Below are 16,077 nucleotides of genomic sequence, written 5' to 3'. Positions count from 1 at the left end.
GTTATTTCTTAGCCGAGACGACAACGGTGCCGCCAGCTTTCTCAATTTTTTCTTTAGCCGCAGCGGATACTGCGTCTACTTTAAAATTGAGCTTTTTGGTGAATTCTCCATCGGAGAGAACCTTTATTAAAGCGGCTTTTTTAACCAAACCCTTTTCAAACAATGAAACATTACTTACTGTCTCACCATCGTTAAACCGATTCTGGATCTCGCCTAAATTGACGATCTCATAAACCTTTTTAAAGGGATAGTTAGAAAAACCACGCTGTGCTAAGCGGCGGTACAAAGGCATCTGTCCGCCTTCAAACCCTACATAGGTTTTACCGCCAGACCGAGATTTCTGCCCCTTGTTACCGCGACCTGCAGTTGTACCACGGCCAGATCCCTGACCGCGGCCAACTATTCTTTTGCGTTTATTCGCACCTTCAGGTGCGTGTAAATTAAAGTCATGCATCTATTCGATCTCCTCAACAGAAACCAGATGGGAAACCGCTTGAACCATTCCCATAATTGCAGGGTTTACTTCCTTCTCTGTAGTAGAACCAATTTTCCTAAGCCCCAGAGACCGGACAGTAGCCCGCTGAGCAGGAAGCGTACCTATAGTGCTGCGTACAAGGCGAATACGAATTTTCTTTGCCATTGCCTTAACCCCATAGATCCTTCAGAGCTTTGCCCCGGTTTTTTGCCACAACTTTAGCATCCATCATTTTGGTAATGCACTTAAAAGTTGCCTTGAGAACATTGTATTGATTGCTGGCTCCGATAGATTTGCTTAACACATCGGTTACACCACCGGCTTCCATGACAGCCCGGACAGGACCGCCAGCAATAATACCAGTACCGGAAGTAGCAGGCTTAAGCAGAACGGTAGAAGCTTTAAAATCAGCCTGTACATCATGGGGTATAGTCCCATTCCGTAAAGGAATTTTCACCATATTCCGTTTTGCCTTTTCCAAACTTTTCCGAATTGCTTCAGAAACGTCGTTGGCCTTGCCAAATCCATACCCAACATTACCCTTCCGGTCACCTACAACGGTAAGGGCAGAGAAGGAAAACCGCCGTCCACCCTTTACAACCTTTGCAGTCCGGTTGAGCTTTACCAGTTTTTCTACAAATTCTTTTTCCTGGTAATTTTTTTCTTTATCTCTTTCCCGTGCTTGGTCCATGTAGCCCCCTAGAACTGGATCCCGGCTTTCCGGGCGCCATCGGCCATCGCTTTAACGAGGCCGTGATAAAGATATCCGTTCCTGTCAAAAACCACGGTTTTAATGTTCTTCTCAAGAAGTCTTTTTCCCATGATTTCGCCGAGTTTTTCAGCACCTTCGACATTCCGTTTAATATCCTTCAGGTCCTTTTCCAATGTGGAAGCTGATGCAATAGTCTTACCTACCGTATCATCAATGACCTGAATATAGAGCGAGCGGTTACTCCGGAAAACACTCATCCGAGGACGCTCAGCAGTTCCGCTGATGCGCTTGCGGATGTGAAATTTTCTCTTAAGCCGCTTTCTATCCTTATCAAGCATTTTACGTATCATATCATGCTACCCTATTTAACGCCGGATTTACCGACTTTCCTTCTGATGGTCTCATCTTCGTAGCGGATACCTTTGCCTTTGTAGGGCTCGGGCAGTCTCAGCTTACGAATCTGAGCTGCAAACTCACCAACCCGCTGCTTATCAGCACCACTAATGGTTACCTTGCCATTCGCATCAGCGGTTACGGTAAGATCCTTGGGAATTGCAACGAACACGTCGTTAGAATAGCCGAGGTTCATTGATAGTATATTTCCCTTTACTTCCGCCCGGAAACCAACACCGTTGATAATTAACGACTTTGTAAATCCGGCAGATACACCAATCACCATGTTGTTTAAAAGATTCCGGTACAAACCATGAAAAGCACGGGTCTGTTTTTCGTCATTTTTTCTACCGACTACAATTTCATTGCCCACGGTTTCAAAGGTTACAACGGGATGGTACTGCTGGGTCAGTTTCCCCTTCGGGCCTTCCACAGTAATAGTGTCAGCGCCGATGGCAATTTTCACACCCTGGGGGATTTTGACCGGAATTTTTCCAATTCGCGACATAAGCTCCCTCTTACCAAACGGTACAAATGATCTCACCGCCGACTTTCTTTTCGACGGCCTTTTTTCCCGTTGTTACCCCAATCGAAGTAGACACGATTGTGGTACCAAACCCGTTGAACACCCGGGGCATATTTTTATAGCCCGTATAAACCCGTCGACCTGGTTTAGAAATCTTTTCTATACCATGAATAACCGGGTTAGTTTGTTCATCATATTTCAAGAAAATACGGATAGTATTAGCACCATCCTGATTAATTTTCTTAAAATTCTTTATATATCCCTCGGTCTTTAAAATCTTGACAATCTCAAGCTTAAGCTTGGAGGTAGGGATATCGACTTTTTCGTGCCGCGCCATACCGGCATTCCGGATCTTGGTCAGCATATCCGCAATGGGATCAGAAACGCTCATCCTGTTCTCCTACCTTACCAACTCGATTTTGTGACGCCGGGAATAAGTCCCTCGCTCGCAAGTTTGCGGAAGCAAAGACGGCACATTTCAAATTTCCGCAGATACCCCCGGGGGCGTCCACAGATCCGACATCTGTTAACCTTTCTGGTCGCATATTTCGGCGTTTTTAACGCCTTTAAAATCATCGCTTTTCTGGCCATAGGTCCCTCGCTTATTTCCTAAAGGGCATACCGAACTTGGCGAGGAGAGCCTTAGCCTCCGCATCGGTATTCGCCGTTGTAACTATTGCAATGTTAAGACCAGCTACCCGTTCAATCTTATCAAAATCGATTTCTGGGAAAATTATCTGCTCGGTAATACCGAGAGAATAATTTCCGTGTCCATCGAAGGCATTCTGGTTTACACCACGGAAGTCCTTAACACGGGGTAAGGCAACATTTACAAGGCGATCAAGGAATTCGTACATAATAGCCCCACGAAGGGTAACCCGAGCACCAATTTCCTGGCCGGCACGAATTTTAAAGTTAGCAATACTCTTGCGAGCCTTTGTTTTAACTGCTTTCTGCCCCGTAATCAGGGTTAAATCCTCAATTGCAGCATCAAGAAGCTTCTTGTTCTGAAGAGCCTCGCCTACGCCCATGCTGACGATAATCTTCTCGATTTTTGGTGTCTGCATTGTCGATTTGTATCCGAACTCTTTAAACATCTCGGGAGCAATTTTTTCCCGATAGATCTTCTTGAGCCGCGGTTCGTAGTTCTTCATCACAACGCCTCTCCGCATTTTTTGCAAACACGAACCTTTGCATCCCCTTCAAGCTTATAACCAATCCGGGTAGGTCCGCACTTTTTACACACGATCATAACATTCGAGATATGAATCGGAGCTTCTAATTCTACAATACCGCCACGATCCTGCTGGCTTTTGCGCTTCATTGCTTTTTTAACAATGTTCGCACCTTCTACTACAACACGGTCCTTATCACGGAGAATTTTAAGTATCTTTCCCCGCTTACCCTTGTCCTTGCCTGCAATAATCTGTACGGTATCTTCTCTTTTCAGCTTGAACTTGTGCTGAGTCATACCGCCTCTCCTTAGAGAACTTCAGGAGCGAGAGATACGATTTTCATAAAATCTTTCTCGCGCAATTCACGGGCAACCGGTCCAAAAATACGCTTGCCCTTTGGATTCTTGTTCGCGTCGATAATTACACAAGCATTGTCATCGAACCGAATATAAGTTCCATCAGGACGACGGAATTCCTTATGAGTCCTAACAATGACAGCCTTCTCAACGGAACCCTTTTTTATTGTTGAGGTCGGTAAGGCATCTTTTACCGCCACAACGATGATGTCGCCAATTCCAGCATATTTCCGCTTTGAACCGCCCAATACCTTAATACATTGAACGATTTTTGCACCGGAGTTATCGGCCACATTCAGGAACGTTTCAACCTGAATCATAGTGCTGTTCCCCTTGCCTTACTTTGCCCGCTCAACAATTTCAGCGAGCTTCCAGCATTTTTCTTTGCTGATAGGTCTACATTCGACCACCCGTACACGGTCGCCCATTTTAGCCTCATTGCTTTCATCATGAGCTTTAACCTTTTTAATACGAGTGACGTATTTCTTATAAAGAGGGTGCAGGGTCTTGGATACAATGGACACTACAATGGTTTTGTCCATCTTATCACTGGTTACAATCCCAACAAACTCCCTCTTGCTTTTTTTGGCTTGAACTATTTGGTTTTCCACAGTTCGCTCCTTTATGCTTTTCCAGCGAGTTCATGCTGACGGATCAGAGTATTGAGCCGCGCGATCTGCCGACGCATGGTTCGCTTCTGGAGCGGATTATCGACATGGCCAACGACCATTTGAAAGCGGAATTCCATATACTTCTTTTGAAGCTCTTCCCGCTTAGCGACAAGCTCAGGAACTGTTAGGTTTTTAAACGAATTCTTCATATTCGTATCCTTTCTGTCTTTAGGTTATGCACCTAATTCAAAATCCGACCGCAGGGCGAACTTTGTCTTGATTGGCAGTTTAGAACCCGCAAGACGCATAGCTTCTTCAGCTAGCGCGCGATCGACACCACCAAGTTCGAATAAAACTGTACCGGGCTTCACGACTGCTACCCAATACTCCGGTGCACCCTTTCCCTTACCCATACGGGTTTCAGCCGGTTTTTTAGTATAGGGCTTATCTGGGAAAATCCGAATCCATAATTTTCCACCGCGTTTAATATGCCGATTTAAGGCAATACGAGCGGCTTCAATTTGCCGGTTGGTGATCCACATGCGGTCCAGAGCAACCAGACCATATTCTCCAAAAGCTACGGTATTGCCACGGGTAGCATTACCGGGCATATTACCACGCTGAACCTTTCGGTACTTTACACGCTTTGGACTCAGCATAACTTAACTCCTTGCGGGAGCGCGCTCTCGCCGCTTCCGTACCAGAACACCCGCATCCTCTTTCTGCTCTTTTCCAAACTTCACGCCATTGTAAACCCATACTTTTACACCAATGGCACCAAAGGTGGTATGAGCTTCAGCGAAACCATAATCGATATCAGCCCGAAGAGTATGCAGTGGCACTCGGCCTTCCTTATACTCTTCAGTCCGCGACATTTCGGCTCCGCCAAGACGGCCGGAAAGACGAACCTTAACACCCTGAGCATTACCCTTCTTGATACCGTTGGTAACGGCCTGCTTCATGGCTTTCCGGAATGAACCGCGAGCCAAAAGCTGCCGTGCAATATTCTGGGCAATTAGCTGAGCGTTGTTATCAGGGTTACGAACCTCTTTAATCTTTATCTGAACTTTTTTATTTACAATCTTTTGCAGTTCAGATCCGATTTTTTCGATGTTAGCACCCTTTACACCAATAATCACACCAGGACGGGCGGTATGAATTACAATAGTAATCCTCTGGGGATGCCGAATAATTTCTAATTCAGCTATATCAGCACCCTTTGTTTCAGGAAGATTTGTGACGATTTTCCGCAGCTTTAAATCTTCATGGAGTGTATCAGCATACTCCTTAGGATCCACATACCAGCGGGACGACCAAGTTCGGTTAATACCTACCCGCAAACCTATTGGATTTACTTTCTGTCCCACGTTATTCCCCCGTCTTAGCGATTTCGTCAATAACCACAGTGATGTGACACATACGCTTCAGCAGCATATCTGCCCGGCCCCGTGCACGGAACCAAACCCGTTTAAGACGGGGACCTTCATCAATCCTGATTTCCTTGACATACAGCATATCTTCATCCAACTGCTTATTTTGATTTAAGGCGTTGGATGCAGCAGATTTAACGGTTTTCCGGATTAACCGAGCACCCTTATGGGGCATATGTTCCAGAATTGACATGGCTTCTGGATAAGGCCGTCTCCGTACCAGATCGGCCACAGGGCGAACCTTAAACGGAGATGCAATAAGGTACTTGGTTACCGCTTTGTAACCCTTCTTTTCTTCCATATTCCACCTACTTCTTAGCGGCCTTCTTGTCTGAACCCGCATGCCCCCGGAAGATTCGGGTGGGTGCGAATTCACCAAGCTTGTGACCGACCAGGTTCTCTGTCACATAAACCGGAACCCAGCTTTTTCCGTTATATACGGAAATCGTATTACCAACCATTTCAGGGATAATGGTGGAACAACGAGAATATGTTTTAATCATCTTCCGTTCACCACTTTTTCCCATTTCAATTACTTTCTTGTACAGGCTCTTCTCAATGAAGGGCCCCTTCTTTACTGATCTTGACACCCTTCGCTCCTATTTCTTTCTGCGGCTGACAATAAACCGGGAAGAAGGCTTGTGCTTATTCCTGGTCTTATAACCACGAGTAGGCTGACCCCAGGGAGTAACAGGATTACAACCCTTATTACGACCTTCACCACCACCATGGGGGTGATCAATCGGGTTCATCGCCATACCACGAACAGTAGGCCGAACGCCCATCCAGCGTTTCCGTCCAGCCTTACCAAGCTGAACGTTCATATGGTCTTCGTTTCCTACTTCACCGATAGTGGCGTAGCATTTCTTAAAGACCATTCGCATTTCACCAGAAGGCAGCCGTACGGTTACATAATCGCCTTCTTTTGCAGCGACCATAGCGCCAGCACCAGCCGAACGGACCAACTGTCCACCACGACCGAGAGAAAGCTCAATATTGTGAATGGTAAACCCAAGTGGAATATTTTCCAGGGGCAACGCATTTCCAACTTCAGGAGCAGCGTCAGGACCACTCATAACTTGAGTACCAACGGTTAATCCTTTCGGAGCTATAATATAGCGTTTCTCACCATCTACATAATTGACAAGGGCGATATTTGCACTGCGGTTTGGATCATATTCGATAGTAGCAACCTTACCGGGAACACCAATTTTATCACGCTTAAAATCAATTTCCCGATAGCGCCGCTTATGCCCGCCACCCTTATGCCAGACACTGATCCGTCCCTTTGCACCGCGGCCTGCCTTTTCAGCACGACCGCTGGTCAGGGATTTTTCGGGTTTGTTTGTTGTAATCTCCGAGTAATCCAGGCTAATCCGATGCCGCATACCCGCAGTTACCGGCTTAAATGTTCTAATACCCATAATTTTCCCCAACTTTGAGCGGGCTTATACGCCCTCGAAGAGGGCAATTTTCTCGTCCTTCGGTAATCGGACGATAGCCTTCTTCCAGCTTGATGTATAACCGGCCTTATACCGAACCCGCTTTGGCTTTCCACCTACAACCATGATGGTGCAGGAAATAGGATGTACATTAAAAAGCTTTCGAACCGCTTCTTTTACCTGAATCTTAGTGGCAGAAGGATCTACTTTAAAAACATATTTTCCTTCTTCTCGCATTCTATTAGTTTTTTCAGATAAAACAGGTTCTATTAAAATCTGCTCGTAGGTCATTCTGCTCCCCCCGCACCTGCGCCATAAAACGCGCTCAGGTTCTTTGCAGCACCCTCCATCATAATAACCCGCCGTCCATAGAACAAATCATGGGCGGTAAGATTATCATAGGAAAGGAACGTGAGCCACGGGATATTCCGACCAGCCTGTTTAACCTTAGAGTCATTATCCTTAAGAATAACAACGGTTCGTTCTTGATCACTAAAGTTTTTAAGGATCTTAACCAGATCCCTTGTTTTACCGCTTTCTACAGTAAAATCTTCAACAACCTTTAGAATATCACTCTGAGCTTTCAGACTAAGGATGCTCTTAAGAGCAAGCCGCTTAGCCTTTTTAGGCATTGCATAGGAAAAATCCCTTGGTTTTGGACCAAACACAATACCACCACCAACCATCAGCGGTGATTTTTTATCACCCCGGCGAGCCCTACCAGTACCTTTCTGCTTATAGGGCTTGGTATTAGAACCATGCACCTCAGCGCGATCCTTGGTAGAAGCCGTTCCGAGACGCCTGTTGGCTAATTCATTATTAACGGCATACCAGATTACTTCTTCATTTACCGGGAGGCCAAATACGGCATCATCCAGTTCGATAGTTCGAAGTTCTTTACCGTCGATGGAATAGACTGTCCGATTCATAGCTTCCCTCATTACTTCTTAACCGCAGCCCGAACAACCACCGTCCCCTTATTTACACCAGGAACAGCGCCGCGAACCATAATCAGCTGATTTTCAACGTCAACCTTAACAACCTTAAGGTTGAGAACAGTTACCCGTTCCCTACCCATCCGGCCAGGCATCTTTACGTTCTTAAAGGAATGTCCAGGAGAAGTACACTGTCCTGTAGAACCGGGTTCTCGATGGAATTTTGAACCATGAGTATTCCTACCGCCTCCGAAACCCCAGCGCTTTATAACACCCTGAAACCCCTTACCTTTAGAAATGCCGGTTACATCAACATACCGACAGCCTTCAAAAAGCTCTGCCCCGAGGCTGTCGCCTACCGCGCACTCCTTTTCAAAATCCCGAAATTCACGAATTTTCTTTTTCGGATTAATTCCTTCGGGAAACTGACCTGCGTAGGGCTTATTCACCCTACTCTTCTTCATGTCATCAATTCCGAGGATTACAGCTTTATAACCATATTTATCCTCGGTCTTTTGGGCGATAACAATGTTCGGATCAACTTTGAGAACAGTTACCGGAGTAAGGTTCCCATCATTATCGAAGACCTGTGTCATGCCCACTTTCTTGGCCATTAGACCCAACATCTAAACTCTCCATTTCCAGGCACGTTATCCCGTGGTCTCGGAACCGTCTGCCTTGATTTGCTATTGCTTTATCTCAACATCCACGCCAGCGGGAAGTTCGAGCTTCATTAAAGAATCCATCACTTCTGCAGATGGATTGATAATATCGATGAGGCGCTTGTGAGTCCTCATTTCAAATTGTTCCCGAGATTTCTTATTAACATGGGGAGATCTCAGAACAGTAATTTTGTTTATCCGGGTCGGCAGCGGAATAGGACCAGAAACCTTTGCTCCCGCCTTCTGAACCGTCTGAACAATTGATTTAGCGCTCTGATCGATCAATTCCACATCGAAACCGCGCAAACGCACGCGAATTCGTTCCTTAGTCATTATTCCTCCAAAAGAAGGCGGCCCAAGAGAACCAAGGACCGCCTTCGATCATACAGCTAGAACTAATTATTCAATGATATCGATAACCTGACCGGAAGCTACGGTACGACCACCTTCGCGAATAGCAAAGCGGAGTCCCTTTTCCATAGCGATAGGATGAATCAACTCACCAAAGATTTCGGTGTTATCACCGGGCATAACCATTTCCTTCCCTTCAGGAAGCTTAACGGTACCGGTAATATCGGTAGTCCGGAAATAGAACTGAGGCCGATAACCAGAGAAGAAGGGACTGTGACGACCACCTTCTTCCTTAGAAAGACAATAGATCTGTCCCTTAAATTTGCTGTGAGGAGTAATTGTACCAGGCTTTGCAAGAACTTGTCCGCGTTCAACATCCTTCTTTTCAACACCACGAAGCAGAGCACCAATATTATCACCAGCCACACCTTCATCGAGGAGTTTGTTGAACATTTCAATTCCGGTCACAACAGTTTTCCGGGTCGGCTTAATACCTACGATTTCAACTTCTTCGTTGAGCTTGAGAATACCCCGCTCAACCTTACCGGTTACTACTGTACCACGACCAGAGATGGTAAAGACGTCCTCGATCGGCATTAAGAAGGGCTTTGCGTCATCCCGCACAGGATCGGGGAAGTAACTATCCATTGCATCAAGGAGTTCCTGAATACACTTGGTAGCTTCAGCGTTATCAGGTTCAGACATAGCCTTAAATGCGGCACCCTTAATGATAGGAATTTCATCACCGGGGAAGCCGTACTGACTGAGAACTTCACGAACTTCAGCCTCGACCAGTTCAAGAAGCTCAGGATCATCTACAAGGTCAACCTTGTTCAGGAATACGATGATATTCGGAACACCTACCTGGCGAGCCAAGAGAATGTGCTCACGAGTCTGGGGCATAACCGAGTCAGGAGCGGAAACAACGAGAATAGCACCGTCCATCTGAGCAGCACCGGTAATCATGTTCTTAATATAGTCAGCATGTCCGGGGCAGTCGATGTGGGCATAGTGCCGCTTCTCAGACTGATATTCCAGGTGCCGGGTATTGATAGTAATACCGCGAGCCTTCTCTTCTGGCGCATTGTCGATTTCATCATACTTCATGACCTTATCGCCATACTTTTTACCACAGTACATGGTAATAGCAGCTGAAAGGGTGGTTTTTCCGTGATCGACGTGGCCAATCGTTCCGACGTTCATGTGAGGTTTCGTTCGATTGAACTTATCCTTTGCCATTGTGTCCTCCTATATTCTTTGGGCACTCAATTAAAATACAAGTCTCGGCAGTATACCTAAATATGTACTCCTATGCAAGATAGGCACACTGCACACTTATGACAACAACTATATTTTGGCGAAAAGATGAGGATGGAGGAATAAAAGAAAACCGGTATGCGGATTCGGAAAAACAGAGCTAACTCTATCTGTCTTCCACATGCCTCGTTCCACCTATCCCATCGCCGGCAAAACCGATAGAACGCTTAACACAGGCGTCCTGCGATGATCGGTTTGGATCATCGAGACAACTACACCGCAGTCGTCGATGATCGTAGAATAATTTCTAAGTATCCCACCTCCCCGGCGTTTTACCACGGTGCAGCTTTATCTATAACCGATGTATCAAAGAACGCCTAAAGCTATTAAGCCTTAACTGCGGCAAAAACCGCCGCATACAAAAAAAACGACTACTCTTACCAGCGATAATGGGCAAAAGCCTTATTAGCTTCAGCCATTTTGTGTGTATCTTCTTTCTTCTTGAAAGCGGTGCCGGTATTATTATAAGCATCCATTAATTCAGCCGCAAGCCGTTCGCTCATATCATGTCCGGAGCGAGCTCGGGCAGCATTAATTATCCAGCGCATACCCAGGGCTTCCCGTCGGGATTCCCGAATTTCTACAGGGACCTGATAGGTAGCACCACCCACACGCCGGGATTTAACTTCGACTACAGGCTTTACATTTTCAAGAGCTTTGGTAAAGACCTCAAGAGGTTCTTTTTCAGTTTTAGCCTGAAGAATCTCCAAAGCGCCATGCACTAACCGAAGTGATATTGACCTCTTTCCCTGCCACATCATCCGGTTAACAAACTTGGACACCAATACACTATTATATTTCGGATCGGGTGTTACACCCCGATCGATTGACTTCTTTTTGCGTCCCATTTCTTATACCCCTACTTAAGCCTTCGGCCGCTTAGCGCCGTACTTGGAACGGCCACGCTTACGGTCAGCTACACCAAGAGTATCCTTGGCACCACGAATGATATGATAGCGAACACCAGGAAGGTCCTTAACACGTCCACCACGAACCAGAACAACCGAGTGTTCCTGCAGGTTATGACCAATACCAGGAATATAAGCGGTTACTTCGGTACCATGGGAAAGACGCACACGGGCTACCTTACGTAAAGCCGAATTAGGCTTCTTGGGGGTAACAGTCATTACACGGGTACAAACCCCGCGTTTCTGAGGACAAGCCTGAAGAGCAGGAGATTTGGTCTTAACTGACACCTTCTGCCTTCCAAACCGAACCAACTGATTAATCGTAGGCATGAGCAATAAACTCCCTTTTCATAACGTCGTCAGCACCCGACGTTTCTATGTGCTACGAGACACTTACAGTATGCTACTGTTTGGTACGCGCCCCGTTAGTTTACAATACTGCGGTAGAGAACTATAGCCTGCTACCGCAACTTGGTCAAGATACAGAATCACGAGGTTTATTCATCAACCTCATCGGAATCATAATCCTCTTCGATAGGTTCTACGACCTTTTCCAGTTTTCGCTGTTCGAGGATTTCATTCATATATTTATCCAAGTCCTGCTGATTTTCATCAAAGAGCTTGACAGCCCGATACCGTTTCATGCCGGTACCTGCAGGTATCGGATGACCGATGATGATGTTTTCCTTGAGGCCCCTGAGGTAGTCGGTAGAACCGGCAATCGCTGCATTGGTAAGCACCCGGGTAGTTTCCTGGAACGATGCGGCAGACAGAAAGGAATCGATATTAAGCGATGCCCGGGTAATACCTTGGAATACAGGCCGGGCCACTGCTGGCTGACCACCTTCTTCCATAACCCGCCTATTTTCCTCATGGAACCGGTATTTATCGACCATCTGTCCATAAATAAACTTGGTATCGCCAACGGACACGATTTCTACCTTGCGCATCATCTGCCGGATGATAACACCGATGTGCTTATCATTGATGGATACACCCTGCAGGCGATACACTGACTGGATTTCATCCATCAGATAGCGCTGCAAAGCATTCTCACCGAGAATGTGAAGTATATCATGGGGATTAGGAGCGCCAACACAGAGGGGTTCACCCGCTTCTACCGTATCACCATCCCGCACCAAGAGCCGTTTTGCCATGGGAACCAGGTGTTTGTATTCCTTGCCGAAGGCGTCCCGGACGATAATAATACGTTTACCCTTGACAATACCCTTGAATTGAACGGTTCCGCTTACCTGAGCAAGCACCGATGGAGACTTGGGCTTCCGGGCTTCAAAGAGTTCACTGACCCGGGGAAGACCACCGGTAATATCCATTGCCTTGGCTGATTCCTTAAGGGTCTTGGCAATGGTACGGCCTGCTGTAATATGCTCGCCTTCGTCCACGAGAAGATAGGCTCCACCGGGGAGGTAATAGGATCCAACTTCGTTACCGGCTTCATCAGTAATAAAGATACGGGGCTGTTTTGTTTCCAGTTGAAAATCGGATATCCGTTTTTCAATATTACCAGTCTCTTCATCAACCTCTTCTTTCAGGGTAGTACCGGGAATAATATCTTCATATCGGACATAACCGGAGACTTCAGCAATAATCGGGTCTGCGAAGGGGTCAAAGGTAGCAATTGTATGGTCCGCAGGTACTAGCTGACCTTTTCGTACAACTAAATCACTACCGTTCCGTACTTCCAGTTTCTGATCAGGACCAATGAGACATAGCTGACCATCGATCAACATGGCATAGGCAATTTCCGTAGAGAGTATATCCTTGCCGTTTCTCCGGATAAGAGATTCGCCTTTAATAACCCGTTTTCCGTCTTCTACCAAGACTTCATCACCGGCTTCGAGGGTGTACTGTTTCATCACTTTATTGATGAACACAAAACCCTTTCTGGTAAAGAGCCAGTGCCCGTCAGCCATTTCGACGTGGGCGCCGGTAATGTCACGGATATATACGGGGTACTTCAGTGCAATTCGGTTTTCTTCGCTCACCTTAGTTGCCGCACCACCGATATGGAAGGTACGCATGGTAAGCTGGGTACCGGGCTGACCGATAGACTGGGCTGCAATAATACCGACCGCTTCACCAATATCGACGGGGCGGTTGGTTGCCAGGTTTCGGCCGTAGCACTTGCGGCATACCCCATGCTTCGCTTCACAGGTCAGCACGGTACGGACCCGAACCTTTTCAACACCCGCTTCTTCAATTGCATCTGCAATTTCTTCGGTGATTTCTTCGTTTACATCGACGATTATTTCGCCAGTAATAGGATGCTTTACCCGTTCCAGGGTATAGCGGCCAATAATCCTGTCCTTAAGGGATTCAAGGATATCTTCGCCGTCCTTGATTGCGGTCTGATCAAGACCATTGATGGTACCGCAATCATCCTCATTAACAACCACATCCTGGGCAATATCGACCAGACGGCGGGTCAGGTAACCTGCGTCTGCGGTCTTAAGAGCCGTATCGGCAAGACCCTTACGGGCACCGTTGGTAGAAATGAAGAATTCGATAACCGAAAGTCCCTCTTTGAAGTTGGACCGGATTGGTAATTCGATAATATCACCCGAGGGCTTAGCCATAAGACCGCGCATACCCGCCAACTGACGAATCTGGTTGCGGCTACCGCGGGCACCGGAGTTAGCCATCATATAAACAGAGTTAAATCCATCCCGGTCAGCTTCCAGGGTCTTCATCATGATATTGGTCAAATCTTCGTTAGTCTTTGACCAGACTTCTACAACCCGGTTGTACCGTTCTTCCTGGGTGATATGACCCTGGCGGTACTGTTTCTGGATCGACTCAACTTCCTTGTTGGCCTTCTCGATCATTTCAGCCTTTTCTTTCGGAACCACAATATCATCAACACCTATTGTTGCCCCGAAGACAGTAGCATATTTGTAACCGGTAGCCTTAATGGCATCGAGCATTTTTACCGTGATCCAGGGACCTTTATACTTAAGAACATATTCAATAAGAGCTTTTAATTCCTTATCCCGTAATTCATAATTGATGAAGGGGACCTCGGCGGGCAACTCTTCGTTAAAGACAATCCGGCCTGCGGTGGTTTCAATGAACCCATCCTTTCCAAGCTCAACCTCTACCCCTGTTTTTGACCAAACCGGTGTTTTTGAAGGCCGTACTTTGATGAGGGCTTCCCACTCAAGGGCTTTGCTCTCAACCGCCATGAGCACTTCTTCTGAGCTTGAATAGCGGCGCCCCTGACCTTTTGCGTTATGTTTCACCTTCGTCAGGAAGTTGATACCCAGAACCATGTCCTGAGAGGGGAACACAATAGTTTTACCGTTAGCAGGGTTCAAAAGGTTTCGGGCTGATAGCATGAGGGTCCAGCATTCCATCTGTGCCGCATGGGTCAGCGGGACGTGAACCGCCATCTGGTCACCGTCAAAGTCAGCGTTAAAGGCATGACAGACCAGGGGATGCAGTTTTATTGCCTTTCCTTCTACAAGAACCGGTTCAAAAGCCTGAATACCGAGCCGGTGCAAGGTAGGTGCCCGGTTCAACATAACAGGATGTTCTTTTACGACTTCATCAAGAATAGCAAAGACTTCGGGGGTTTCCTGTTCCACGAGCATCTTAGCCTTCTTGATATTGTAGACCACATCCTTGTCGACCAGTTTCTTCATAATGAAGGGCTTAAAGAGTTCCAGAGCCATTTTGGTGGGCAGACCACACTGCCACATCTTAAGATCAGGACCAACGGTGATTACCGAACGGCCCGAATAGTCAACCCGTTTACCCAGCAGATTTTGCCGGAACCGGCCCTGTTTCCCCTTGAGCATATCGCTGATGGATTTTAACGGTCGGTTAGAAGCTCCCTTCACCACCCGCTTTTTCTTCGAGTTATCAAAAAGGGCATCCACCGCTTCCTGAAGCATTCGTTTTTCATTGCGGATAATTATCTCAGGAGCATTGAGAGCCATAAGCCGTTTGAGCCGGTTATTTCGGTTGATAACCCGGCGATAGAGATCGTTTAAATCACTGGTGGCAAAGCGGCCCCCGTCGAGCTGAACCATAGGCCGCAGTTCTGGCGGGATAACAGGAATGGCTTCGAGGATCATCCATTCGGGTTTATTGCTGGAATTACGGAAATTTTCCACGATTTCGATGCGTTTCAGAAGCCGTTTGTCGCTCTTGGCACCTTTTTCAATCATTTTTGCACGTAATTCTGTAGCAAGCTGATCTAAGTTAATACCTTCGAGGAGGATTTTGATTGCTTCTGCGCCCATACCGGCAGTGAAAGCTCCACCGTAACGTTCTTGGGCTTCATAGTACTCCTCTTCGGTGAGAAGCTGCATCTTTTTCAGATCCGTATCTCCCGGCTCTATAACGATATACTTCTCATAATACAGAATAGATCTGAGAGCCGCCATGGGGATGTCAAGGAGAAGACCCATTCGACTTGGTACTGAGCGATAATACCAAATGTGAGAAACCGGGGCGGCCAGTTCAATATGACCCATCCGTTCGCGGCGGACCTTAAAGTGGGTGACTTCTACACCACAGCGGTCACAGATAACGCCCTTATACCGGATAGACTTAAACTTTCCGCAGTAACATTCCCACTCTTTCGTGGTACCGAAAATTCGTTCACAAAATAAACCGTCTTTTTCGGGACGAAGCGTCCGGTAATTGATTGTTTCCGGCTTCTTAACTTCACCATAGGACCAGGCCCGAATCATGTCGGGTGAGGCCAGTTTAATCATAATTGAATCAAAATCTTGAATATCCCGCATTCCTGCAACCCC

Annotated in this window: 25 protein-coding genes; all 25 read right to left on the bottom strand. The window is 46.7% G+C overall.

The window, feature by feature from the left end; genetic code table 11:
- Position 1: 1 nt before the first annotated feature.
- Positions 2-454: a 50S ribosomal protein L15 gene (rplO, locus tag SPICA_RS02045; protein ID WP_013967880.1), complete on the bottom strand. Its 453-nt coding sequence runs from the start codon at positions 452-454 to the stop codon at positions 2-4.
- The gene (gene rpmD / locus SPICA_RS02040; protein WP_013967879.1) at positions 455-640 is read right to left on the bottom strand and encodes a 50S ribosomal protein L30; all 186 of its coding nucleotides are present in this window, start codon (positions 638-640) and stop codon (positions 455-457) included. It lies immediately after the preceding gene.
- A gap of 4 nt (positions 641-644) precedes the next feature.
- Positions 645-1,166 carry a 30S ribosomal protein S5 gene (gene rpsE, locus SPICA_RS02035; RefSeq protein WP_013967878.1) on the bottom strand — a complete coding sequence of 174 codons (522 nt, stop codon included), beginning with the start codon at positions 1,164-1,166 and terminating at the stop codon, positions 645-647.
- An 8-nt stretch (positions 1,167-1,174) separates the two neighbouring features.
- Entirely contained in the window at positions 1,175-1,537 is a 363-nt protein-coding gene (gene rplR / locus SPICA_RS02030) for a 50S ribosomal protein L18 (RefSeq protein ID WP_013967877.1), read from the bottom strand.
- An 11-nt stretch (positions 1,538-1,548) separates the two neighbouring features.
- Positions 1,549-2,088 carry a 50S ribosomal protein L6 gene (gene rplF / locus SPICA_RS02025; protein ID WP_013967876.1) on the bottom strand — a complete coding sequence of 180 codons (540 nt, stop codon included), beginning with the start codon at positions 2,086-2,088 and terminating at the stop codon, positions 1,549-1,551.
- Positions 2,089-2,098: 10 nt separating this feature from the next.
- Positions 2,099-2,497 carry a 30S ribosomal protein S8 gene (rpsH, locus tag SPICA_RS02020; protein WP_013967875.1) on the bottom strand — a complete coding sequence of 133 codons (399 nt, stop codon included), beginning with the start codon at positions 2,495-2,497 and terminating at the stop codon, positions 2,099-2,101.
- Positions 2,498-2,511: 14 nt separating this feature from the next.
- Positions 2,512-2,697 carry a type Z 30S ribosomal protein S14 gene (locus SPICA_RS15165; protein ID WP_013967874.1) on the bottom strand — a complete coding sequence of 62 codons (186 nt, stop codon included), beginning with the start codon at positions 2,695-2,697 and terminating at the stop codon, positions 2,512-2,514.
- 11 nt (positions 2,698-2,708) lie between these two features.
- Positions 2,709-3,260 (bottom strand): 50S ribosomal protein L5, encoded by a 552-nt coding sequence (gene rplE, locus SPICA_RS02015; RefSeq protein ID WP_013967873.1) that lies wholly within the window; start codon positions 3,258-3,260, stop codon positions 2,709-2,711.
- The gene (gene rplX, locus SPICA_RS02010) at positions 3,260-3,577 is read right to left on the bottom strand and encodes a 50S ribosomal protein L24 (protein ID WP_013967872.1); all 318 of its coding nucleotides are present in this window, start codon (positions 3,575-3,577) and stop codon (positions 3,260-3,262) included. Before rplX ends, rplE begins: the two co-directional genes overlap by 1 nt.
- An 11-nt stretch (positions 3,578-3,588) precedes the next feature.
- Positions 3,589-3,957: a 50S ribosomal protein L14 gene (rplN, locus tag SPICA_RS02005; protein ID WP_013967871.1), complete on the bottom strand. Its 369-nt coding sequence runs from the start codon at positions 3,955-3,957 to the stop codon at positions 3,589-3,591.
- An 18-nt stretch (positions 3,958-3,975) separates the two neighbouring features.
- Positions 3,976-4,248: a 30S ribosomal protein S17 gene (gene rpsQ, locus SPICA_RS02000; RefSeq protein ID WP_013967870.1), complete on the bottom strand. Its 273-nt coding sequence runs from the start codon at positions 4,246-4,248 to the stop codon at positions 3,976-3,978.
- Positions 4,249-4,259: 11 nt separating this feature from the next.
- Positions 4,260-4,457: a 50S ribosomal protein L29 gene (gene rpmC, locus SPICA_RS01995; protein WP_013967869.1), complete on the bottom strand. Its 198-nt coding sequence runs from the start codon at positions 4,455-4,457 to the stop codon at positions 4,260-4,262.
- Positions 4,458-4,481: 24 nt separating this feature from the next.
- Positions 4,482-4,907, bottom strand: coding sequence for a 50S ribosomal protein L16 (gene rplP, locus SPICA_RS01990; RefSeq protein WP_013967868.1), 426 nt, complete (start codon positions 4,905-4,907; stop codon positions 4,482-4,484).
- A 3-nt stretch (positions 4,908-4,910) separates the two neighbouring features.
- Entirely contained in the window at positions 4,911-5,615 is a 705-nt protein-coding gene (gene rpsC / locus SPICA_RS01985) for a 30S ribosomal protein S3 (RefSeq protein WP_013967867.1), read from the bottom strand.
- A 1-nt stretch (position 5,616) separates the two neighbouring features.
- The gene (gene rplV, locus SPICA_RS01980) at positions 5,617-5,979 is read right to left on the bottom strand and encodes a 50S ribosomal protein L22 (RefSeq protein ID WP_013967866.1); all 363 of its coding nucleotides are present in this window, start codon (positions 5,977-5,979) and stop codon (positions 5,617-5,619) included.
- A gap of 7 nt (positions 5,980-5,986) precedes the next feature.
- The gene (rpsS, locus tag SPICA_RS01975) at positions 5,987-6,268 is read right to left on the bottom strand and encodes a 30S ribosomal protein S19 (RefSeq protein WP_013967865.1); all 282 of its coding nucleotides are present in this window, start codon (positions 6,266-6,268) and stop codon (positions 5,987-5,989) included.
- Between the two features lie 9 nt (positions 6,269-6,277).
- On the bottom strand, positions 6,278-7,102 hold the full coding sequence (rplB, locus tag SPICA_RS01970; RefSeq protein ID WP_013967864.1) for a 50S ribosomal protein L2: 825 nt from the start codon (positions 7,100-7,102) through the stop codon (positions 6,278-6,280).
- A gap of 24 nt (positions 7,103-7,126) precedes the next feature.
- On the bottom strand, positions 7,127-7,411 hold the full coding sequence (locus SPICA_RS01965; protein WP_013967863.1) for a 50S ribosomal protein L23: 285 nt from the start codon (positions 7,409-7,411) through the stop codon (positions 7,127-7,129).
- The gene (gene rplD / locus SPICA_RS01960; protein WP_013967862.1) at positions 7,408-8,049 is read right to left on the bottom strand and encodes a 50S ribosomal protein L4; all 642 of its coding nucleotides are present in this window, start codon (positions 8,047-8,049) and stop codon (positions 7,408-7,410) included. Before rplD ends, SPICA_RS01965 begins: the two co-directional genes overlap by 4 nt.
- Positions 8,050-8,060: 11 nt before the next feature.
- A complete protein-coding gene (gene rplC, locus SPICA_RS01955) occupies positions 8,061-8,681 on the bottom strand; it encodes a 50S ribosomal protein L3 (RefSeq protein WP_013967861.1) in 621 nt (206 codons plus the stop codon).
- A gap of 60 nt (positions 8,682-8,741) precedes the next feature.
- On the bottom strand, positions 8,742-9,050 hold the full coding sequence (gene rpsJ / locus SPICA_RS01950) for a 30S ribosomal protein S10 (protein ID WP_013967860.1): 309 nt from the start codon (positions 9,048-9,050) through the stop codon (positions 8,742-8,744).
- Between the two features lie 66 nt (positions 9,051-9,116).
- A complete protein-coding gene (tuf, locus tag SPICA_RS01945) occupies positions 9,117-10,307 on the bottom strand; it encodes an elongation factor Tu (RefSeq protein WP_013967859.1) in 1,191 nt (396 codons plus the stop codon).
- Between the two features lie 455 nt (positions 10,308-10,762).
- The gene (gene rpsG, locus SPICA_RS01940) at positions 10,763-11,233 is read right to left on the bottom strand and encodes a 30S ribosomal protein S7 (RefSeq protein ID WP_013967858.1); all 471 of its coding nucleotides are present in this window, start codon (positions 11,231-11,233) and stop codon (positions 10,763-10,765) included.
- 15 nt (positions 11,234-11,248) lie between these two features.
- Positions 11,249-11,623, bottom strand: a complete 375-nt coding sequence (gene rpsL, locus SPICA_RS01935) for a 30S ribosomal protein S12 (RefSeq protein ID WP_013967857.1) — start codon at positions 11,621-11,623, stop codon at positions 11,249-11,251.
- Between the two features lie 167 nt (positions 11,624-11,790).
- Positions 11,791-16,065, bottom strand: a complete 4,275-nt coding sequence (gene rpoC / locus SPICA_RS01930; RefSeq protein WP_013967856.1) for a DNA-directed RNA polymerase subunit beta' — start codon at positions 16,063-16,065, stop codon at positions 11,791-11,793.
- Between the last annotated feature and the right edge of the window lie 12 nt (positions 16,066-16,077).

This window comes from Gracilinema caldarium DSM 7334 (assembly GCF_000219725.1).
GTDB classification, from domain to species: domain Bacteria; phylum Spirochaetota; class Spirochaetia; order Treponematales; family Breznakiellaceae; genus Gracilinema; species Gracilinema caldarium.
The sequence above is the reverse complement of the archived record's forward strand: the minus strand, read 5'-3'. Positions and strand labels throughout refer to the sequence as shown.